This is a genomic window from Nocardiopsis camelliae (assembly GCF_028993595.1).
Lineage (GTDB): Bacteria > Actinomycetota > Actinomycetes > Streptosporangiales > Streptosporangiaceae > Nocardiopsis > Nocardiopsis dassonvillei.
On record NZ_CP118614.1, the window covers coordinates 4,421,493 to 4,442,184 of the forward strand.

Sequence of the window (20,692 nt, forward strand, 5' to 3'; positions counted from 1 at the left end):
CCGAACAGCCAGAGAGTGGACGTTTAACCAGTGACGACGCCTGTGACACCCACGATCGACCAGCGCATCGCCGAGGAACTCGGAGTGGGCGCGCACCAGGTCACCGCCGCCGTCGACCTGCTCGACAGCGGATCGACCGTGCCCTTCATCGCCCGCTACCGCAAGGAGGTCACCGGAGCGCTGGACGACGCCCAGCTGCGCGCCCTGGAGGAGCGCCTGCGCTACCTGCGCGAGCTGGCCGAGCGCCGGACCGCGATCCTGGAGTCCATCCGCTCCCAGGGCAAGCTGGACGAGGCGCTGGAGGCCAGCATCCACGCGGCCGACTCCAAGGCCCGGCTGGAGGACATCTACCTCCCCTACAAGCCCAAGCGGCGCACCAAGGCCCAGATCGCCCGTGAGGCGGGGCTCGAACCGCTGGCCGAGGGGCTGCTGGCCGACCCCGGCCGGGACCCCCGGGAGGCCGCCGCGGCCTACGTCGACCCCGACAAGGAGGTGGCCGACGTCAAGGCCGCCCTGGACGGGGCCCGCGCCATCCTGGTGGAGCGCTTCGCCGAGGACGCCGACCTCACCGGCCTCCTGCGCGAGCGGCTGTGGGAGAGGGGCCGGCTCGGCTCGGCCGTGCGCGAGGGCAAGGAGGAGGCGGGCGCCAAGTTCGCCGACTACTTCGCGTTCTCCGAACCACTCACCGAACTGCCCTCCCACCGCGTACTGGCCATGTACCGGGGCGAGAAGGAGGAGATCCTCACCCTCACCCTGGAGCCGGAGGACGCCCCGGCCGAGAACGCCGACGGCACCACGCCCCGCAGCACCTACGAGAACGCCATCGCCCACCACTTCGGGATCGTGGACCGCGGCCGCCCCGCCGACCGCTGGCTCCAGGACACCGTGCGCTGGGGCTGGCGCACCCGCATCCTGGTGCGGCTGGACATCGACGTGCGCATGCGGCTGTGGCAGCGGGCCGAGGACGACGGCGTGAACGTGTTCGCCGCCAACCTGCGCGACCTGCTGCTGGCGGCCCCCGCCGGAAGCCGCGCCACCCTGGGCCTGGACCCGGGCCTGCGCACCGGAGTCAAGGTCGCGGTCACCGACGCCACCGGCAAGGTCGTGGCCACCGACACGGTCTTCCCGCACGCCCCCCGCCGCGACTGGGACGGCGCCGTCCACAGCCTGGCCAGGCTGTGCGCCGCCCACGCCGTGGAACTGGTCGCGATCGGCAACGGCACCGCCTCCCGCGAGACCGACAAGCTCGCCGCCGACCTGATCAAACGCCACCCCGAACTCAAGCTCACCAAGGTGATGGTGTCGGAGGCGGGCGCGTCGGTGTACTCGGCCTCGGCCTACGCCTCCGAGGAGCTGCCGGACCTGGACGTGTCGCTGCGCGGCGCCGCCTCCATCGCCCGCCGCCTCCAGGACCCGCTGGCCGAGCTGGTCAAGATCGACCCCAAGTCGATCGGGGTCGGCCAGTACCAGCACGACCTGGCCGAGACCAAGCTGTCTCGCTCCCTGGACGCGGTGGTCGAGGACTGCGTGAACGGCGTGGGCGTGGACGTCAACACCGCCTCGGTGCCGCTGCTGACCCGGGTGTCGGGCGTGACCTCCACCCTGGCGCGCAACATCGTCGCGCACCGCGACGCCAACGGCCCCTTCCGCACCCGCGAGGCGCTGCGCTCGGTGCCGCGCCTGGGCCCCAAGGCCTTCGAGCAGTGCGCGGGCTTCCTGCGCGTGCCCGGCGGCGACGACCCGCTGGACGCCTCGGCAGTGCACCCCGAGGCCTACCCGGTGGTGCGGCGCATCCTGGACCGGGTCGGGGCGGACCTGCCCTCGCTCATCGGCGACAAGGACATGCTGTCGCGGGTGCGCCCCCAGGACTTCGTGGACGACACCTTCGGTCTGCCCACGATCACCGACATCCTGGCCGAGCTGGACAAGCCCGGCCGGGACCCGCGCCCGGCCTTCACCACCGCCACCTTCAAGGAGGGCGTGGAGAAGCTCCAGGACCTGGCCCCGGGCATGCTCCTGGAGGGCGTGGTCACCAACGTGGCGGCGTTCGGCGCGTTCGTGGACGTGGGCGTGCACCAGGACGGCCTGGTCCACGTGTCGGCGCTGTCGTACAAGTTCGTGGAGGACCCGCGCGACGTGGTCAAGCCGGGCGACATCGTGAAGGTCAAGGTCCAGGACGTCGACATCCCGCGCAAGCGTATCTCCCTGACCATGCGCCTGGACGACGAGGCGCCCGCACGCGGCGGCCGGGGCGGCCGCGAGGAGCGCGGCGACCGCGGCGGCAACGGCGGCAACGACCGCCGCCGGGGCAACAACGGCGGCGGCGGCCGTCGCAACAACGGCGGCGGACGCGGCCGCGACAACCGCGAGGGCGCCGCCCCGCAGGGCGCGATGGCCGAGGCGCTGCGCCGCGCCGGCCTGGGCAAGTAACGCCCCTCGCCGCCGACGGGTGCGGGGAGGGGGCGAACGCCCCTCCCCGCACCCGACCGGTCCCCGCCCGGGTCAGACGTGGTCCCGCGGGATCACCGAGGTGTAGATCTTGGTGGCTACGCGCCGCGTGCCCTCGTAGGCGTCCAATGTCGCGTGCAGGTGGAAGTCGGTCGCCGTGGACGTGAGCACCGTGTGGGTCCTGGTCCGCACGGACCAGTCGCCGCGGGCGAAGCCCATCGTCCACACCGCCTCGCCACGGACCGAGTCGTGGTCGTCACCGACCCTGCTGTAGCGCTCCTCCGCTCGACGGGTCACCTCCAGGTCGATGTCGTCGAAGCGCACCGTCCCCAGATCCTTGACCACCTCCAGCGCGGCCCCGTAGCGCACGAGGTCCTGGGTCAGGTCCCACCGCTCCTCGCCCGGAGCGATCCGGCTCGTCGCGATCGGTGCGGTGCCCTCGGGCTCACCGAAGGCGGCCACGCCCCGCCCCTCACCATCGCCCCCGACCGGACGCACCGGCAGCAGCACACGGGTGTGCTCCCCCTGGAACACCGAGAGGGTCACCGGCTCGGGCGATGGCCACACCAGCGGCCAGTAGGAGGTGGAGACCGAGACCCGCACCCGGTGCCCGGCCGGGAAGGCCTGGGCCACACCGTTGAGGGGGACCGACACGCGGTAACGGCGCCCCGGCACGAGCTTGCGCGGCCTCTCGTGGCCGTCGGCGTGGGTGAGGTTGAGCAGCCCGTAGGTCACCCGCGTGGCCTGCCCCTTGGGCGTGACGTCGCACAACCGCACCGCGACCATCGCGTCGGGCCGGTCCACCGCCAGTTCGAGTTCGACCACCGCCGAGCCCAGGATCTCCAACCGCTGCGGAAGCGGCACGCTGTCGAAGACGATGGACCCGCCGTCGTCCTCGCGCTGGTCGTAGGGCAGGTCCGGAGGGGCGTTGTACGAACACCACTTGCCCGCGTGCTGTCCGGTGGACAGCGGGGAGGACAGGGTCAGCACGTCCTCACGGCCCGAGGGCTCCCCCTCCGCGAGCACCCGGCCCGCGCCCAGGTCGCGCGGTACCAGCACGACCTCCGGCGAGGGCCACTCCCGCTCACCGACCCAGCGCCCCGGCCGGGCCTCGTAGGCGGTGGAGGGCGCCACGCTCTCCTGCATCCAGGCCCGCAGGACGGGCGCCTCCATCACGTCGTTGTCCACGCCCTTGAGCCAGCGGTCCCACCAGCGCACCACCTCCTGGAGGAAGCCGATGGCGGGGCCCGGCTGACCCAGGTGCGGGTACTTGTGCGACCAGGGGCCCAGCAGCCCCAGGCGGGGGACGCTCAGCCCCTCCAGCAGCCGGAAGACCGAGTTGGAGTAGCCGTCGGCCCACCCGCTGACGGCCATGACGGGCACCCGGATCGCGTCCAGGTCCTCGGCCACCGAACCGTGCCTCCAGTACGCGTCCCGGTGCTGGTGGCGCAGCCAGGTGTCGAGCCACAGGCCGCTGTGGTCCAGCCGCTCGTGCCACATGTCGCGCCAGCGCTCACCGACCAGCTCCGGATCGGGCGGGCAGGAGTTGTAGGCGAACATCGTGGAGGCCCACGACAGGTTGTCCCCCAGCAGGCACCCGCCCATGTAGTGCACGTCGTCGGAGTAGCGGTCGTCGGTGGAGCAGGCCGTCACGATCGCCCGCAGGCTCTCCGGCCGCCGCGCGGCGACCTGGAGGGCGTTGAACCCGCCCCAGGAGATGCCCATCATCCCGGTGCGGCCGTCGCACCAGGGCTGCCCGGCCAGCCAGGCCAGCACCTCCTCCGCGTCCAGGAGCTCGCGTTCCAGGTACTCGTCGGTGAGCACCCCCTCGGAGTCGCCGCTGCCGCGCAGGTCCACCCGGGCGCACGCGTACCCGTGCCCGGCCATGTAGGGGTGGTGCACCGAGTCGCGCTGCGCGGTCAGGTCGCGCCTGCGGTACGGGATGAACTCCAGGACCGCCGGCACCGGGGCCTCCTCGCTCCCCACCGGACGCCAGATCCGCGCGGCGAGCCGGACCCCGTCGCTGATCGGGATCAGGACGTACTCGTCCTCGCGGACCTGGTGGGGCAGTTCACTGACGGTCCTCATCCGCGGTCCCCCTCCTGTCGGACGCCGTCGGTGTCATGGATCGTGAAGGGCAGCTCCGCCACGCAGGCCCGGTACCTGCGCTCGCACTCCGCACTGTCCCCGCCGCCCACGAACACGTGGGCCAGCTCGAAGCTGTAGCTGTCCTGGAGGGGCAGGTCGGAGAGCCACTGGCCCTGGCGCGCGACGATCTCCACCTTCGTACCCGGCGCCGTCTTCTCCGCACGCGCGACGTCCTCGGCGGTGGGCACCGCCGCGACGAAGCCGTCGCGGAAGCGGCGCAGGAGCCACTTGGCGGCCACCGCGTACCGCCCGCCGCGCTCCAGCTCGGGCTCCTCCCACAACGCGACCCTCAGGCAGATCTCGTGGTTGGACACCCCGCGCACCAGCTCGAACAGCCGGGCGTGCGACTGGGAGTGGCGCGGGTTGATCTCCAGGAGCCGCACGTCGCCGCTGCGCGGGTCGTGGAAGTACTCGATGTTGAAGGTGACGTCGTCCAGGCCGATCCGGGAGACCACCCGTTCGGACAGCTCGGTCAGGCGTGCGCCGACCTCTTCCGGCACCGTGGACGGGTACTCGTAGCGCAGGAAACTGGACGTGCCCGGATAGCGGTGGGAGTCGACGATCCCGTAGACGTGGGGGACGCCCCGGCGGACGTAGCCCTCGACGGTGAGCTGGTCACCCGTGGCCTCCTCCTCGGCCAGCGCGGCCGTGCCCCCGCACCCGGCCACCTCCGGGGGCAGCCGCAGCAGGTCCATCACCCACTGGAAGGACGTGCCGAAGCGCCCGGCGCCCGCCCTGATCCGGTCCATCGCCGCGCGGAACTCGTCGTCGTCGGCGGCGCGGAAGGCCAGCTCGGAGGAGCACGACTTCACCGGCTTGACCCACAGCGGGTAGGACAGCCCCTCCGGTTTGGCCGTGGCGTCGAGGCCGACCTCGGCGAAGCGGGGAACGGCCTCGGGGATGACGGCGCGCTGCTCCAGACGGCTCCAGTACTTGTGCTCGCACCGGACGACGGCTTCCAGGGGTGCGCACGACAGCCCCCGGTCCCGGCACAGCAGCGGCACCAGCGAGCTGACCGGGAAGTCCCAGAACCCGATGACCGCGTCGACCCCCTCCCCGAAGGAGTCGAGCCTGCCGGCCGCCAGGGCCAGGACCGCGGGCATGTCCACCGGCCGGTCCTGGCCGATCTCGTCGAGGTCGAGCAGTTGGAGGAAGCGGTAGCCGCGTTCGGCGGGCAGCGAGAGCAGAACCTCCCGGTTCTGGTCGTCGAGCCCCAGGACGAAGACGTTCGTGGTCATCGGGCACCTCCGGCGGGGTGGTGCCAGCCGGCGGCCACGCCCCCGCACCGAAGACCCGATGCGCCCCGGCCGCCGGCGCCACCCACTCCTACCTGTGAGGATGCCCCTCTCCCCCACCTGCCCCGACCGGACCGCGAGGCGTTTTCCGAACCTTTACCGGCCGCGGGTCCAAGCGGGACGGGCCGCGCGGGGAGCCCGCCTACCGGGGGGCGAGGGCCACCCCGGCCCACAGCTCGCGCACCGGCGAGGCGTCGCTGGCGTGCAGCAGGTCCTCGGCGTCCCACACCTTGACCGCGGTGGCCTCGGCCGTCACCGCGGGCCAGCCCGGGTCCCCCGTGGCGGCGAAGTCGCGCCAGGCCGCGACCATCCGCCCCGACAGCGCCCGGTGGGCCTCACCGGGCTCGCCGTCGAGCAGGAACCGCCCGAAGTCGGTGTCCAGGTTGCCGAACGCGAACGGCAGGTCGAAGGCGTGGCAGGCCCCCAGGCGCCCCTCCATGGCGGGGCTCTCCGCGGCCAGCCGGAAGAAGTGGGCACGGCCCCCGGCCGCGGCGTGCGCCTCGGCGAAGCGCACCGTGTACTCGCAGAACAGCGCGTCGCCCTGGATCGCGGCGAACAGCTCGCGCAGCGTGGCCCCGGGGTGCACCGACCGGTAGGCGGCCACCGCGCCCTCGCCCAGCCCCAGGCGGGAGGCGGTCACCGCCAGCGAGGACTCGCCGTCGATCTCCACGCTCTGCCCCAGCTCGGTGAACAGCCGGTACTCGTGGGCGTTGTGGCCGACCAGCAGGTCCACCCCCGAGGCGGCGCCGCGCGCGACCGCCTCCAGCGGGGCCTCGGGCAGTTCGGGGCCGCCGACCACGGGCGCGAAGCAGGTGAGGGGCCTGGTGCGCACTCCTGCCGAGCCCCCGGCGGGGGCGGAGGCGAGCACCTCGTCGGTGGCCTCCAGCAGCTTCTCCGGCGCCAGCGCGGCCAGGGCCCCGGCCTCCAGCGGCACGCCCGCGGCGGCGGCGATCCGCCCGGAGACCGCCCGCGCCGTGTCGGCGGTGAGCATGTCCCCCGGAACGCTGTGCGCGATCGCGCGCCGGAAGAGCCCCCGGGCGGACGGCGAGGCCATCAGGCACGCGACCGAACCGGCCCCGGCGGACTCCCCCGCCACCGTCACGTTGTCGGGGTCTCCCCCGAAGGCGGAGACGTTCTCCCGCACCCACCGCAGGGCGGCGGCCTGGTCGAGCAGGCCGCGGTTGTCGGGGCGGCCGGGCACGTGGCCGAAGCCCTCGAAGCCCAGCCGGTAGTTGACCCCCACCACGACCAGGCCGCTCTCGGCGAGCCGGGTGCCGTCGTAGGTGGCCTCGGAGGCCGCTCCGACGATGTAGGCGCCCCCGTGGATCCACACCAGCACGGGGGCGCGGTCGCCCTCGCGGGCGGCGGTCCACACGTTGAGCGACAGGCAGTCCAGGGACGTGTGCGGGGTCCAGGGCGCCGCGCCCAGGAGCTGGTTCCCCTGCGGGGGCGGGGGACCGAAGGAGGTGCAGTCGCGGACGCCGTCCCAGGGGGCGGCGGGCGCGGGGGCGGGGGCGGCGAAGCGGTACTCCCCGAAGGGGGCGGCGGCGTAGGGCACGCCCCGGTAGACGGCGACCCCGCCGCTCTCGGAGCGCGGCGAGGCGGTGCCCCGGACCCGCCCGGCCGCTGTCGTCACTGTGTGCTCGGCGTCCACGTGCGTCCTCCCCATCGGTGCGCGACACCCCACACCTAACAACGTTAGGCAGACCGGCGCAAGACCCCGGGAACGGCCCCGCTGCGACGCACCCGCCCGCGACACCCGTCCGATCAGCCGGGACGCGGAGGGCGCCCGAACCGACCGACCGGTAACATACCACCTGGTCGGTATGAACAGACGAAGGAGAGGTCGCCCATGCGCGCCATCCAGATCACCGAGTTCGGCGGACCCGAGGTCCTGCACCTCACCGAACTGCCCGATCCCCAGGCGGGCCCCGGCGAGGTGCTCGTCGACGTCACCCGCGCCGGGGTCAACTTCGCCGACACCCACCAGGCCGAGAACAGCTACCTGTCCCCCGCCGCGCTTCCGCTGGTCCCGGGCATGGAGATCGCCGGACGCACCGCCGACGGCCGCCGCGTGGTCGCCCTGACCACCAGCGGCGGCTACGCCGAGAAGGCCACCACCGACACCGCCACGGCCTTCGACATCCCCGACGGCGTCTCGGACGAGGACGCGCTCGCCCTGGTCGTGCAGGGCGCCACCGCCTGGGTGCTGCTGCGCAGGTCCGTACGGATGGACCCGGGCGAGACGGTCGTGGTGCACGCGGCGGCGGGCGGCGTGGGCACGCTCGCCGTCCAGCCGGCCAAGCGGTTCGGCGCCGGGCGGGTCGTCGCCGTGGCCAGCAGCGAGGACAAGCGCGCGCTGGCCGCGGAGCTGGGCGCGGACGCCGTCGTGGACTCGGCCGCGCCCGACATGACCGAGGCGCTGATCGGGGCCAACGGCGGGCGGCGCGTGGACGCCGTCCTGGACATGGTGGGCGGCCGGGTCACCGACCAGAGCGTGCGGGCACTGGCCCCGTTCGGACGCCTGGCCTTCTACGGAATGGCCTCGCGTGAGCTGCCCAGCCCGGTGCAGCCCGCCAACCTCATGCGCTTCTCCACCAGCGTGAGCGGCATGTGGCTGCCGCACGTGTGGACGCTGCCGGGCGAGGTGATGGGCCGGGCGATGGCCGAGCTGTTCACGCTGGTGGCCGAGGGGCACCTGAGGCCCGTCCTGGGCGGCTCCTACCCCCTGGGCGAGGCCGCGCGGGCGCACGAGGCGCTGCGTTCCCGGGGCACCTTCGGCAAACTCACCCTCGACACCACTGCCTGAGGCAGCACCACCTTTACCACGTAGATCACCAAATGTCCGGCGTGTCGGATTTCGGTGACCCGGAGGTGTACCGGCGCGGACCCGGTGAGCGCCGCGCCGGTACGCCGCGCCGGACGGGCACCGCTCCGCCGCGAGGAGCCCGGGGGGAGCCCTCCGCGCGGGCGGCCCTACTCGGCGGCGGTGCGGTAGACCAAGTCGGCGTAGTCGGGGTGGCGCTGGATCCACCCCTTGACGAAGGGGCACAGGGGCAGCACCGCCAGTTTCCGCGGGCGCACGTCGTCCAGGGCCCCTCTGACCAGGGCCCCGCCCAGGCCCTGCCCCTCGTGGGCGGGGTCGATCTCGGTGTGGGTGAAGGTCACCATGTCGTCGGTGAGGATGTACTCGGCGAACCCGGCCACCTCCCCGTCGACCCTGATCTCGTAGCGTTTCCGGTCCCGTACGTCGACCACGTCGGTCGTCATGGAAGCCCTCACTTTCCGGTCCGCGGGGGGACGTCGTCGGCCCGCGCCGCCATTGTCCCGCTTCGGCGCACCTTTCGCCCCTTGCGGCACGCACCTCCCCCGACATAGAGTCGCCATGACATACCGACCAGTCGGTCTAAGGAGAGCGGAATGACATCCCGGTTCGGCGGGCGGACCGCCATCGTCACCGGCGCGAGCCGGGGCATCGGCCTGGCCGTCGCCCAGCGGCTCGTCGACGAGGGCGCGCGCGTGTGCGTCACGGCGCGCAGGCCCGAGCCCCTGGAGGAGGCCGTCAAGGCCCTGGGCGGACCCGAGCACGCCATCGGGGTCCCCGGCCGGGCCGACGACCCCGAACACCAGGACGCGGCCGTGGCCGCCACCCTGGAGGCCTTCGGCAGTATCGACATGTTCGTCAACAACACCGGCATCAATCCGGTCTACGGGCGGATGGTCGACCTGAACCTGGACGCGGCCCGCAAGATCTTCGAGGTCAACGTGCTGTCCGCGATCTCGTGGACGCAGAGGGCCTACCACGCCTGGATGGCCGAGCACGGCGGCTCCGTCGTCAACGTCTCCTCCGTGGCCGGGGTCAAGCCCGCCCCCGGCATCGGCTTCTACGGCGCCACCAAGGCGACGCTCATCCACGTCACCGAGGAGCTGGCCGTCGAGCTGGGCCCGGGGGTCCGCGTGAACGGCGTCGCCCCGGCCGTGGTCAAGACCCGGTTCGCCTCCGCCCTCTACGAGGGGCGCGAGGAGGAGGTCTCCGCCCAGTACCCCCTGGGGCGCCTGGGCGAACCCGGGGACGTGGCGGGCGCGGTGGCCTTCCTGCTCTCCGACGACGCCTCCTGGATCACCGGCCGCACCCTCGTCCTCGACGGCGGCCTCACCCTCACCGGAGGTGTGTGACATGGACCTGACCGACACCGGGGCCGTGGTCACCGGCGCGGGCAACGGCATCGGCGCCGCGATCGCGCGCAGGCTCGCCGGAGCCGGGGCGCGCGTGGTGGTCAACGACCTGGACGCGGGCGCGGCCGAGGCCGTGGCCGCCGAGATCGGCGGGGTGGCCGTCCCCGGCGACGCCGCGAGCGAGGCGGGCGTCACCGCGCTCGTGGCCGAGGCCGGGGCGCACCTGGGCGGCATCGACCTGTACGCGGCCAACGCGGGCGTGGGCGTGGGCGGCGGCCCCGAGGCCCCCGAGGCCGACTGGGACCTGGCCTGGCAGGTCAACGTGATGGCCCACGTGCGCGCCGCCCGCGAGCTGGTGCCCGGTTGGCTGGAGCGCGGACAGGGCCGCTTCCTGACCACGGTGTCGGCCGCGGGCCTGCTCACGATGCTGGGCAGCGCGCCGTACTCGGTGACCAAGCACGCCGCGCTGGCCTTCGGCGAGTGGATGTCGGCCACCTACGGCGACCGCGGGATCACCGTGCAGTGCGTGTGCCCGATGGGCGTGCGCACCAACCTGCTGGAGAGCAGCGGCGACACCGGCAGGGCCATCCTGTCCCCGGAGGCGATCACCCCCGAGGAGGTCGCCGACGCGGTGATGGTCGGCCTGGCCGACGGGCGCTTCCTGATCCTTCCGCACCCCCAGGTCGCCGACCACTACGCGGCCCGGGCCGACGACACCGACCGCTGGCTCGCGGGGATGCGCCGCCTCCAGGCCAGGGTCTTCGAGGGGCGGACGTGAGCGGCGAACACGCGGACGCGCTCCCGGGCCTGGACCTGACCGGCCTGCGCGCCTACCTGGACGCGGCCGTGCCCGGCCTGGTCTCGGGCCCCCTGGAGGGCCGGATGGTCGCGGGCGGCAAGTCCAACCTGACCTACGTGGTCACCGACGGCGCCGGCAGCTGGGTGGTGCGCCGTCCGCCGCTGGGCCACGTGCTGGCCACCGCGCACGACATGCCCCGCGAGTACCGGGTGATGAGCGCGCTGCGCGACACCGCCGTGCCCGTCCCGCGCACGCACGTGCTGTGCGAGGACTCCGAGGTTCTGGGCGCGCCGTTCTACGTCATGGAACACGTGGCGGGCACCCCCTTCCGCACCCGCGACGAGATCGCCCCGCTGGGCGCCGAGGCCGTCCGCGGCGTGGCCGAGGCGCTGATCGCCACCCTGGGCGAGCTGCACGCGGTGGAGCCCGAGGAGGTCGGGCTGGGCGACTTCGGCCGCCCGCGGGGGTTCCTGGAGCGCCAGGTGCGCCGCTGGGGCAAACAGCTGGAGGCCTCCCGCAGCCGGGACATCCCCGGTATCGACGAGCTGCGCGACAGGCTCGCCGCGACGCTGCCCGAGCAGTCTGCGCCCGCGATCGTGCACGGCGACTACCGCCTGGACAACGTGCTGGTCACCTCCGCGGGGCGCGTCAACGCGGTCCTGGACTGGGAGATGGCCACGCTCGGCGACCCGCTCGTGGACCTGGGCCTGATGCTCGTCTACCAGGCGCAGCCCGTGGGTGTGGACGCCGTGCCCGCCACCTCCGCCGAGGGCTACCCCTCCCCCGAGGAGCTGGTGGGCATGTACGCCGCCGCGACCGGCCGCGACGTGTCCCGGCTGGGCTGGTACGTGGCCCTGGGCTGCTTCAAGCTCGCGGTGATCGCCGAGGGCATCCACTTCCGCCACGGTCGGGGGCTGACCGTCGGGGCGGGCTTCGACGGGATCGGAGAGGTGGTCGCGCCCCTGGTGGAGCGCGCCCACACCATGCTGGAGGAGGACTGAACATGGACTTCGCCCACGACAGGGAGACCGAGGAGCTGCGCGAACGGCTGCTCGCCTTCATGGACGAGCGCGTCTACCCGGCCGAGGCCGTGCTGGAGGAGCAACTGGCCGCGCGCCAGGACCGCTGGTCCACCGCGCCGGTGGTGCGCGAACTCCAGGCCGAGGCGCGCGAGCGCGGGCTGTGGAACCTGTTCCTGGCGGGCCACCCCGAGCACGGCGGCCTGCCCAACCTGCGGTACGCGCCGCTGGCGGAGATCACCGGGCGCAGTCCGCGACTGGCCCCGATCGCGCTCAACTGCGCCGCGCCCGACACCGGGAACATGGAGGTGCTGACGATGTTCGGCACCCCGGAGCAGCGTGAGCGCTGGTTGGAACCCCTGCTCGACGCCAGGATCCGGTCGGCGTTCGCGATGACCGAGCCCGCGGTGGCCTCCTCCGACGCCACCAACATCACCACCAGCATCGTCCGCGACGGCGACGATTACGTGGTCAACGGGCGCAAGTGGTACATCACCGGGGCCCTCAACCCCGAGTGCGCCGTGTTCATCGTGATGGGCAAGACGGACCCCGACGCCGAGCGGCACAGGCAGCAGAGCATGGTGCTGGTGCCGCGCGACACCCCCGGGCTGACGGTCAGGCGGGGCATGACGGTGTACGGCTACGACGACAGCGATCACGGCGGCCACGCCGAGGTGGTGTTCGAGGACGTGCGGGTGCCCGCCTCGAACCTGGTCGGCGACGAGGGCGAGGGGTTCGCCATCGCCCAGGCCCGGTTGGGGCCGGGCCGCATCCACCACTGCATGCGCGGTATCGGCATGGCCGAGCGGGCCCTGGAGCTCACCTGCCGCCGGGTGCTGGACCGCGTGGCCTTCGGGCGGCCGCTGGCCGAGCAGGGCGTGGTCCGCGAGTGGATCGCCGAGGCGCGCGTGGCCATCGAGCAGCTGCGGCTGCTGGTGCTCAAGACCGCCTACCTGATGGACACGGTGGGCAACAGGGGCGCGCACACCGAGATCCAGGCGATCAAGATCGCCACCCCGCGCACGGTGGAGTGGATCCTGGACAAGGCGATCCAGGCGCACGGCGCGGCCGGGGTCAGCCAGGACCTGCCCCTGGCCGGATGGCTGGCGGGGGTGCGGTCGCTGCGGCTGGCAGACGGTCCCGACGAGGTGCACCTGCGCTCGCTGGGCCGCGCGGAGCTGCGCAAGTACCGCTAGCGGCGCTCCGCGCGCCGCGGGAGAGCGTGAGGGGGCCGGACGCGGCGCGTCCGGCCCCCTCGCCGCCGGTTCCCCTCGCCGCCGGTTCCCCTCACCGCCGGTTCCCCTCGCTCAGGCCCCGGGGCGCAGCCCCGCCACGAGCAGGTCGGCGAAGTGGCGCCCCACGTCCTCGCCGCCGAGTGCGCCGCCCGGGTGGTACCAGGTGCTCAGGTGGTGCACCGAGCCGAAGAAGTAGTTCACCACCAGGTCGGCGGAGACGTCGGTGCGAAAGACCCCCTCGTCCTGCCCCTGGGCGACCATGTCCCGGAAGGTCTCGTGGTAGCGGCGGCGCTCGGCGCGCACGGCGCGCTGCTTGTCCTCGCTCAGCTGGTGCATGGAGCGGAAGAAGATGACGGTGTCGTCGAGGTTGGCGACGCTGGTGACGATGACGTCGGCCGCGGCGGCGTGCACGCGGTCGGCCACCGGCTCCTCCCGCGAGGCGATCCGCACCAGGTGCTCGGTCTGCATGCGCAGCACGCGCGCGTAGACCTCGTAGAGCAGGTCGTCCTTGGAGCCGAAGTAGTGGTACATGGCGCCCTTGGTGACGCCCGCGGCGGCCACGACCTCCTGTACGGAGGTGCCCTCGTAGCCGTTGGAGGCGAACAGGCGCGTCGCCGCCCCCAGGAGGCGCTCGGGTACCGACCCGGTCGGTGTGTCGGCCTCGGCCGTCCGCTGTCCTCGCGCCATGTGCTGCCCCACCTCGTGCCCCGTCAGTCCCGGAAATACCGGCCGGGACAGCATACCGACCGGCTGGTACCCGACGCCACGCACACGGGTGCCGCTGCTCACACCACCCGCAGGTCGACCTTGCGCCCGTCGGGATCGGTGAGCACGCGGCGCCCCGGCTCCAGCGGTGGGACGGCGCGGTCTCCGCGCACGGTGAACCCCAGGCGCGCCGCGCCCGTGGAGCGTTCGGCCGTGGCCGGGTAGATCTCGACGACCATGCCGTCGGCCAGTTCGGCCGCGTGGTGCTCGGGCCCCGAACCGTGCCGCTCGCGGACGAAGCGCAGACCGAGCCCGGTGTAGAAGGCGCGGCACTCCTCGACCCGGTCGGTGTAGAGGACCAGGAGCGTGGCGCGCGGGAGCGCCGCCCCGGGGAGCCCGTCCGCCTCCGGACCCTCCTCCAGGATCCGCCGGGCGCGGGCGTACTTGGCGCGCAGCCGCCGCGCCTGTTCGTCGGGCAGCAGGGCCAGGCGGCGCTCGTCGGAGTTGTGGGCGTTGTCGGCGAGCTTGACCAGCCTGCCCAGCGGGTCGGCGGCGGCGCGGCGCACCGCCTCCTCGTAGGGCTCCCCCGGGCGCCGGGTCACCGACTCCACCGCGCGCACGACCTCCTCCGGGCATCCCCGCGCGCGCAGGTCGTCGGCGGTGAGCGGGGTGTCCTCCAGCACGTCGTGCAGCACCCCGGCCGTCTGGGCGCGCTCGCCGTGCCCGGCGAGCAGGTCGCGCACCGCGAACATGTGCTCGGCGTAGGGCCGCCCGGCCCGGTCGGTCTGCCCGGCGTGGGCCTCCTCCGCCAGGCGCGAAGCCTGTTCCAGCGTCATCGCCACCGTCCTGCCACCCCTTCCCCGTCACGCCGACCGTACCGGGCGCGCGGGGACGGGGCAGGCCCTCAGTCCCCCACGAAGTTGTCCCCGTACTCCTCCGAGGGCGCCACGGGCGTGATGACGTCGACCAGCACCCCGCCGGGGTCGGCCACGATGAAGTGCCGCTGGCCGAACGGCTCGGTGCGGATCTCCAGTTCGGGACGCAGGCCGCCGCGCACCACCAGGCGCTCCCACTCGGCGTCCACGTCCTCCACCTCGAAGTTGAGCAGCAGGCCCTGGACGGGCCTGCGGTAACCCTCGGGGACGGTGGGGTGCCCGGGGTCGAGCAGGGCCAGCTCGTACTCGGGCGGGCCGGGCCTGCGCAGGCTCACGTACCAGTCGGCGGCGAAGGTCTCCTCGAAGCCGAACAGGCCGACGTAGAAGTCGCGGCACTCGGCCAGACGGGGCGTGCCGAGCACCGGATAGAAGCTGCTGAGCCGCATGGACTCCACCTTTCACGTACCTTCGGTATGTGAAGGTACGCTATTGGCATACCTTCGGTATGTCAACAAGGGGGGTCGGACATGGCCGCTGGACCGGGCAGCCGCGCGCGGCAGCGCGAACGCACCAGGCGCGTCCTGCTGGGCGAGGCCCGCAGGCTGTTCGCCGCGCACGGGTACGGCGGGGTGGGGCTGGCCCGGATCGTGGCGGACTCCGCGGTCACCAAGGGCGCCCTGTACCACCACTTCGAGGGCAAGCCGGACCTGTTCCGCGCGGTCCTGGAGGAGGTGCAGTCCGAGGTCGGCGACGCCGTGGCGCGGGCGGCGGACGCGCACGCCGACCCGTGGGACCGGCTGACCGCCGGGTGCCGGGCCTTCCTCACCGCCAGCACCGCGCCGGACGTGCGGCGGATCATGCTGGTGGACGGGCCCGCCGTGCTGGGCTGGAGCACCTGGCGGGCCCTGGACGAGGCCGCCTCGGCCCGCCACCTGGCCGAGGCGCTCTCCGCACTGGTCGGGGCGGGCGTCCTGGAGCCGCGGCCGGTCGCGCCCGTGGCCCACCTGCTCTCGGGGGCGATGAACGAGGCCGCGCTGTGGCTGGCCGACAGCGACGACCCCGAGGACCTGGAGCAGGTGTGGGAGGCGCTGTCGCGCATGTTGGAGTCCCTGCGCCGCATCTGAGCCGGGTCCGCCCCGGTCCGGTGCCGGGCGGGGCGGACGGGGGCGGGCGGAGCCCTCGGTCAGGACCCGGAACGCCCCGGTTCGGGCGCTATCGTGGCCCCCATGGCGGAGAGCACGCAGACGGACGAGGACACGCAGTTCCGCGACGACTTCGTCGGGCGCTTCTCCGAGTACTGGCAGTCGCAGGGCCGCCCCCGCGCCGAGGGCCGCATCGTGGGCTACCTGCTCGTGGCCGACCGCGAGGCGGTGAGCGCCGAGGAGATCGCCGACGGCGCCCGGGTCAGCCGGGGGACGGTGTCGCAGTCGGTGCGGCGCCTGCGCGAGATGGGCTTCGTGGAGCTGGTCCCCTCCCCCGGGAGCCGATCGCGGCTGGTCGCCATGGACGAGGACGTCTGGGGCGGGTTCCTGCGCAACGAGCGCTCCTACCTGCGGCGGCAGAGGGAGCTCGCGGCGTCGGCGCTGGAGCGCCTGCCCGGCCTGAGCCCGCCCGCGCGCACCCGGCTGCGCAACATGCACGACTACATGACCTGGCTGGACGACTACCACGACACCCTGCTCTCCTCCTGGGAGGAGTACAAGGCCCGGCGGGACTGACGGCTCAGTCCCGCCCGTCGCCCGCCACCGCCCGGGAGCCGCTCCGCGGAGGGCGGCACACCCTCAACCGACGGTTCCGGCGCGGGACTCCCTCTCGTGCGGGATGACCAGCGGCGTGCGGGTGCGCGGGTCGGGCACCACGTCGCAGGGCAGCCCGAACACCTCCTCCACCAGGCGGGCGGTCACGACCTCCTCCGGGGGGCCGTCGGCGACCACCCTGCCCGCGTCCATCAGCACCAGGCGGGTGGCGAACCGGGCGGCCTGGGCCAGGTCGTGCAGGACCGCGACCACCGTGCGCCCCCGGCGGTGCAGGTCGGCGAACAGCTCCAGCAGGTCGTACTGGTGGGCGATGTCCAGGTAGGTGGTGGGCTCGTCCAGCAGCAGGACGCCGGTGTCCTGCGCCAGGACCATCGCCACCCAGGCGCGCTGGCGCTGGCCGCCCGAGAGTGAGCCCACCTGGGTGTCGGCCAGGTCGGTCAGCCCGGTCAGCTCCAGCGCGCGGCCGATCGCCGTCTCGTCCTGGGGGCTCCACTGGCGCACCAGCGTGTGGTGCGGGAAGCGGCCGCGGGCGGCCAGGGCCCGCACGGTGATGCCCTCGGGGGCGGTCGGGCTCTGCGGCAGCAGCGCCATCTGGCGCGCGACCGCCTTGGCGCGCTGGCCGCGCACGTCCCTGCCGTGCAGCAGCACCCGCCCCGACATCGGCTTGTTCACCCGCCCCAAAGCCTTGAGCAGCGTGGACTTGCCGCAGCCGTTGGGGCCGACGATAACGGTGAACTCGCCCTCGGCCACACCCAGGTCGAGGTCGCGCACGACCGGTTCGGCCCCGTACCCCAGGGTCAGGCCCTCCGCGGACAGCACCAGACTCACAGCACACCCTTTCGCCATTCACGAATCAGCAGGTAGCCCAGGTAGACGCCGCCGAGGCCCATGGTGAAGACGCCGACCGGCAGCCCGTCTCCGACCGGGGACTGCTGGACGGCCAGGTCCGCCGCCACCAGCAGCAGGGCCCCGACCAGGGCCGACAGCACCATGTTGGGGCCCGGCACGGCGGAGAGGCGGCGCGCGATCTGCGGCGCGGTCAGCGACACGAACGCGATCGGACCGGCCACGCTCACCGCGGCCGCGGACAGCACCACCGACAGGCAGACGGCGGCGGTGCGGGTGCGGGCGGCCCGCGCACCGAGTGCGTCGGCGAGTTCGTCGCCCATCTCGTTGAGGGAGACCGGTCCGGCCAGCGCCGCCACGAACGGCAGCGCCAGCAGCAGGACCGCCCAGATGGTGGTGGCGTGCTCCCATGAGCGGGCGCCCAGGCTGCCGTTGACGTAGGCGGACAGGACGCTGGCCTGGTCGCGGGCCATCACGGACACCACGAAGTGGGTGAAGGCCTGCGCCATGGCGGCCACCCCGATGCCCGCCACGATCAGGCGGCCGGGATGGCGCAGCCCCGTCCCGGTCACCGAGGCCACGACGACCATGGCCAGGGCGGCACCGGCCAGGGCGCCCAGCGGCACGGGGAGCACACCGGGCAGGACCAGGGCGGCGAAGGCCGCGCCCGCCCCGGCTCCGGCGCCGAGTCCGATGACGTCGGGGCTGCCCAGGGGGTTGCGGGTGACGGACTGGAAGAGCGCGCCCGCCAGGCCCAGGGCCGCGCCCGTGCCCGCGGCCACCGCCAGGCGGGGACCGCGCAGCCGTTCGAGCACGAAGGTCTCGGTGGCCTCGCCCCCGCCCGCCAGGACGGTGGGCAGGCGGGTCAGGGGCACGCCGAGCCGGCCGAGGGCGAGCGTGGCGGCCGCGGCGGCGACCATCAGGAGCAGGAGTCCGGCCGCCCACAGCAGCGAGCGCCGGTGGACGGGCAGCGCGACCGGGCCCAGCCTCAGCACGGGAGGGGAGGCCCCCAGGGGTCGGGCGCTCCCGTGCTCCGGCCGGGCCGGGCTCACCGGAGGCGGGGACGTGCGGGTGGTGCGGGTCATGGGGTACTCCGCATCCTGCGGACCGCGTACAGCAGGACGGGCGCACCGACGAACGCGGTGACGACGCCGACCATGAGTTCGGTGGGACGCACGATGGTACGGCCGACGACGTCGGCGAGCAGCAGCAGGGTCGGGCCCACCAGCAGCGCGAAGGGAACCTGCGCGCGGAAGTCGACGCCGACCAGGGCGCGCACCACGTGCGGCACGGCCAGGCCGACGAAGGCGATGGGCCCGGCGGCCGCGGTGGCCCCGGCGGCGAGCAGGGTTCCCGCCACGAGCCCGGCCGAGCGGGTCCACACCGTGTTGGCGCCGGTGGCGATCGCGGCCTCCTCCCCCAGGGCCAGGGCGTTGAGGCCGCCGCAGACCACGAGGGCGAGCAGGACACCGACGCCGATGACCGGCAGCACGGACGCGATGACGTCGTAGCCGCGCCCGGCCAGGGAGCCGACCACCCAGTAGCGGTAGCTGTCGAAGGTCTCGGGCAGGCTCAGGGCCACCGCCTGGACGTAGGCGGTGAGCACGGCGGAGACCACCGCGCCCGCCAGGACCAGGCGGACCATGCCGCCGTCACCGCCGCGGCTGCCCACCGTGTAGGCGGCCAGCCCCGCGACCAGGGCCCCGGGCAGCGCCCACCAGACCGTCGCGGTGACCGAGGTGGGGCCGAACAGCGCGGTGGCCGTGACCACCGCGGCGGCGGCCCCGGCGTTGACGCCCAGCAGACCGGGGTCGGCGAGGGGGTTGCGGGTGACGCCCTGCATGAGGGTGCCCGCCAGGGCCAGGGCGGCCCCGGCCACCACCCCCAAAACAGTGCGCGGGTAGCGGCTCTCCACCACCGTGGTGGTGAAGGAGTCCGCCCCGCCGGTGATCGCCGCCCACACGTCGGCGACCGGTGTGGGCCTGCTGCCCATGACGAGGCTGAGCAGGACCGCACCCGCCAGCGCGGCGACGCCCGCACCGAGCATGAGCGCGGTGCGGGCGGGACGCGTGCGGGGCGCGGCCGCGGTTGTCTTCGCGCTGACCATGGAGAAGCTAGTTCCCGATGTTCTGGGCGGCCTCTTCGATCATGGGCACGTAGCGGTCGATGACCCAGGGGACGGTCAGCGGGTTGATGATCGAGGAGGCGGTGACGAAGGAGTTGTCCTCGGAGGCGACCACGGCGCCGCTCTCGACGGCGGGGATGGCCGCGTACAGCTCCTGGGCCTCGATCTCGGCGCGGGTCTCGGGGTCGCTGTAGAACGTGAAGAGCAGGTCGCTCTCGGAGAGCTGGTCGGCGTTCTCCAGGCCGATGAGGGCCGAGTCGGTGCCCTCGGTCTCGGGGAAGGTCTCCACGACCGGGTCGACGGTCAGGCCCATCCCGCGGACCATGGCCACGCGCTGCTCGTCGGGCAGGAACACGCCGAGGGTGCCGGGGCCGTCGGTGTAGACGTAGGAGAAGGTCAGGTCGGCGAACTGCTCGTTTGCCGCCGCGGCCTCGTCGAACTGCGTCTTGATGTCCTGGATGAGGCCCTGGGCCTCCTCGGGCTGGCCGAGTGCCTCCCCGACGATCTCGATCTGCTGGTCCCAGTCGGTGCTCCAGGGCAGCTCGGGGTAGGCGACCGTGGGGGCGATGTCGCTCAGGATGTCGTACTGCTCCTGGGTGACGCCGGACCAGGGGGCGAGGATGACGTCGGGCGCCAGCTCGATGATCGCCTCGAAGTCGATGTCGTCGGCGCCGGCGAACTGGGCGGGCAGTTCCTCTCCCGCCTCGGTGACCGCCTCGTGGATCCACGGCAGGTAGCCGGTGTCGTCGCTGCCCCACTCGTAGCTCTCGACGCCCACGGGCACGACGCCGAGGGCGATGGCGGTCTCGGCGGAGCCCTGGCCGAGGGTGACCACGCGCTCGGGCTGCTCGGGGATCTCGGCGGTGCCCAAGGCGCTGTCGATGCTGACCGGGAACTGGCCGCCGGCGGTGTCGCCGCCGCTCTCACCGGTGCTCTCCTCCGCGCTGCCGCACGAGGTGAGGCCGAGGGCGAGGAGGGCGGTGAAGGCGATGCCGCTGACACGGCGAAGGGTGGAGGCCATGCTCACACTGCTTTCTTCGTCATGGGGAGTGGCCGCGCCGTGTGCGGGCGGGCCGTTTCCGCGCATGGGGGCGTCCCGAGGGGGAAACACGGAGGACAGAACGGGAGGATCCCGGCGAAACCAAGGTTAGTCTAACCTCACTCGGTTTGGATTTCAAAAGTTCTGAACTCCGGGCACCGGCCCCGGCCGCCTCTCCCTGCCCCCGCCTGACACAGCCTTGACCTGCCATGGAGCTTGTCCGAG

The 20,692-nt window shown here is 73.6% G+C and carries 19 protein-coding genes; 8 read left to right on the forward strand and 11 right to left on the reverse strand.

All coding sequences use genetic code 11. The features are described from left to right. The first annotated feature begins 30 nt into the window (after positions 1 to 30). Complete coding sequence (locus PV789_RS19255) at positions 31 to 2,430, forward strand: Tex family protein (protein WP_274973936.1); 2,400 nt, start codon at positions 31 to 33, stop codon at positions 2,428 to 2,430. A 72-nt stretch (positions 2,431 to 2,502) separates the two neighbouring features. Here the strand turns inward: PV789_RS19255 and PV789_RS19260 are convergent, their stop codons facing one another. The 3 genes from PV789_RS19260 to PV789_RS19270 all read right to left on the reverse strand — a co-directional run bounded on the left by PV789_RS19260 (position 2,503) and on the right by PV789_RS19270 (position 7,545). After that, positions 2,503 to 4,536 carry a CocE/NonD family hydrolase gene (locus tag PV789_RS19260; RefSeq protein WP_274973937.1) on the reverse strand — a complete coding sequence of 678 codons (2,034 nt, stop codon included), beginning with the start codon at positions 4,534 to 4,536 and terminating at the stop codon, positions 2,503 to 2,505. Further along, complete coding sequence (locus tag PV789_RS19265; protein ID WP_274973938.1) at positions 4,533 to 5,834, reverse strand: ATP-grasp domain-containing protein; 1,302 nt, start codon at positions 5,832 to 5,834, stop codon at positions 4,533 to 4,535. The genes PV789_RS19260 and PV789_RS19265 overlap by 4 nt, the downstream gene beginning before the upstream one ends. A gap of 199 nt (positions 5,835 to 6,033) precedes the next feature. After that, the gene (locus tag PV789_RS19270) at positions 6,034 to 7,545 is read right to left on the reverse strand and encodes a carboxylesterase/lipase family protein (protein WP_274973939.1); all 1,512 of its coding nucleotides are present in this window, start codon (positions 7,543 to 7,545) and stop codon (positions 6,034 to 6,036) included. Positions 7,546 to 7,743: 198 nt separating this feature from the next. Here PV789_RS19270 and PV789_RS19275 point away from each other — a divergent pair, with 198 nt between their 5' ends. Next, the gene (locus PV789_RS19275) at positions 7,744 to 8,700 is read left to right on the forward strand and encodes a quinone oxidoreductase family protein (RefSeq protein WP_274973940.1); all 957 of its coding nucleotides are present in this window, start codon (positions 7,744 to 7,746) and stop codon (positions 8,698 to 8,700) included. A gap of 167 nt (positions 8,701 to 8,867) precedes the next feature. On the opposite strand, the gene PV789_RS19280 is transcribed toward PV789_RS19275, so the two are convergent. Further along, positions 8,868 to 9,161 (reverse strand): GNAT family N-acetyltransferase, encoded by a 294-nt coding sequence (locus tag PV789_RS19280; RefSeq protein ID WP_274973941.1) that lies wholly within the window; start codon positions 9,159 to 9,161, stop codon positions 8,868 to 8,870. A 150-nt stretch (positions 9,162 to 9,311) separates the two neighbouring features. Here PV789_RS19280 and PV789_RS19285 point away from each other — a divergent pair, with 150 nt between their 5' ends. The 4 genes from PV789_RS19285 to PV789_RS19300 are packed head-to-tail and all read left to right on the forward strand — an operon-like array spanning position 9,312 to position 13,081. Next, positions 9,312 to 10,067 (forward strand): SDR family oxidoreductase, encoded by a 756-nt coding sequence (locus PV789_RS19285; protein WP_274973942.1) that lies wholly within the window; start codon positions 9,312 to 9,314, stop codon positions 10,065 to 10,067. Position 10,068: 1 nt separating this feature from the next. Then, the gene (locus PV789_RS19290; RefSeq protein ID WP_274973943.1) at positions 10,069 to 10,845 is read left to right on the forward strand and encodes an SDR family oxidoreductase; all 777 of its coding nucleotides are present in this window, start codon (positions 10,069 to 10,071) and stop codon (positions 10,843 to 10,845) included. After that, the gene (locus tag PV789_RS19295; protein ID WP_274973944.1) at positions 10,842 to 11,867 is read left to right on the forward strand and encodes a phosphotransferase family protein; all 1,026 of its coding nucleotides are present in this window, start codon (positions 10,842 to 10,844) and stop codon (positions 11,865 to 11,867) included. Before PV789_RS19290 ends, PV789_RS19295 begins: the two co-directional genes overlap by 4 nt. A 2-nt stretch (positions 11,868 to 11,869) precedes the next feature. Next, positions 11,870 to 13,081, forward strand: a complete 1,212-nt coding sequence (locus PV789_RS19300; protein ID WP_274973945.1) for an acyl-CoA dehydrogenase family protein — start codon at positions 11,870 to 11,872, stop codon at positions 13,079 to 13,081. 111 nt (positions 13,082 to 13,192) lie between these two features. On the opposite strand, the gene PV789_RS19305 is transcribed toward PV789_RS19300, so the two are convergent. The 3 genes from PV789_RS19305 to PV789_RS19320 all read right to left on the reverse strand — a co-directional run bounded on the left by PV789_RS19305 (position 13,193) and on the right by PV789_RS19320 (position 15,146). Then, positions 13,193 to 13,807: a TetR/AcrR family transcriptional regulator gene (locus tag PV789_RS19305; RefSeq protein WP_274973946.1), complete on the reverse strand. Its 615-nt coding sequence runs from the start codon at positions 13,805 to 13,807 to the stop codon at positions 13,193 to 13,195. A gap of 98 nt (positions 13,808 to 13,905) precedes the next feature. Next, complete coding sequence (locus tag PV789_RS29890) at positions 13,906 to 14,661, reverse strand: HD domain-containing protein (protein WP_498047500.1); 756 nt, start codon at positions 14,659 to 14,661, stop codon at positions 13,906 to 13,908. A 68-nt stretch (positions 14,662 to 14,729) separates the two neighbouring features. Next, positions 14,730 to 15,146, reverse strand: coding sequence for a VOC family protein (locus PV789_RS19320; RefSeq protein ID WP_274973947.1), 417 nt, complete (start codon positions 15,144 to 15,146; stop codon positions 14,730 to 14,732). Positions 15,147 to 15,227: 81 nt separating this feature from the next. Here PV789_RS19320 and PV789_RS19325 point away from each other — a divergent pair, with 81 nt between their 5' ends. Together PV789_RS19325 and PV789_RS19330 are read left to right on the forward strand one after the other, a co-directional pair. After that, complete coding sequence (locus tag PV789_RS19325; RefSeq protein WP_274973948.1) at positions 15,228 to 15,824, forward strand: TetR/AcrR family transcriptional regulator; 597 nt, start codon at positions 15,228 to 15,230, stop codon at positions 15,822 to 15,824. A gap of 102 nt (positions 15,825 to 15,926) precedes the next feature. After that, positions 15,927 to 16,418, forward strand: a complete 492-nt coding sequence (locus PV789_RS19330; RefSeq protein ID WP_274973949.1) for a GbsR/MarR family transcriptional regulator — start codon at positions 15,927 to 15,929, stop codon at positions 16,416 to 16,418. Between the two features lie 63 nt (positions 16,419 to 16,481). On the opposite strand, the gene PV789_RS19335 is transcribed toward PV789_RS19330, so the two are convergent. The 4 genes from PV789_RS19335 to PV789_RS19350 are packed head-to-tail and all read right to left on the reverse strand — an operon-like array spanning position 16,482 to position 20,449. Continuing rightward, the gene (locus PV789_RS19335) at positions 16,482 to 17,285 is read right to left on the reverse strand and encodes an ABC transporter ATP-binding protein (RefSeq protein WP_274973950.1); all 804 of its coding nucleotides are present in this window, start codon (positions 17,283 to 17,285) and stop codon (positions 16,482 to 16,484) included. Further along, positions 17,282 to 18,388 carry a FecCD family ABC transporter permease gene (locus PV789_RS19340; RefSeq protein ID WP_498047504.1) on the reverse strand — a complete coding sequence of 369 codons (1,107 nt, stop codon included), beginning with the start codon at positions 18,386 to 18,388 and terminating at the stop codon, positions 17,282 to 17,284. The genes PV789_RS19335 and PV789_RS19340 overlap by 4 nt, the downstream gene beginning before the upstream one ends. Beyond that, positions 18,385 to 19,410, reverse strand: coding sequence for a FecCD family ABC transporter permease (locus PV789_RS19345; protein ID WP_274973951.1), 1,026 nt, complete (start codon positions 19,408 to 19,410; stop codon positions 18,385 to 18,387). The genes PV789_RS19340 and PV789_RS19345 overlap by 4 nt, the downstream gene beginning before the upstream one ends. 7 nt (positions 19,411 to 19,417) lie before the next feature. Then, positions 19,418 to 20,449 carry an iron-siderophore ABC transporter substrate-binding protein gene (locus PV789_RS19350; protein ID WP_274973952.1) on the reverse strand — a complete coding sequence of 344 codons (1,032 nt, stop codon included), beginning with the start codon at positions 20,447 to 20,449 and terminating at the stop codon, positions 19,418 to 19,420. Between the last annotated feature and the right edge of the window lie 243 nt (positions 20,450 to 20,692).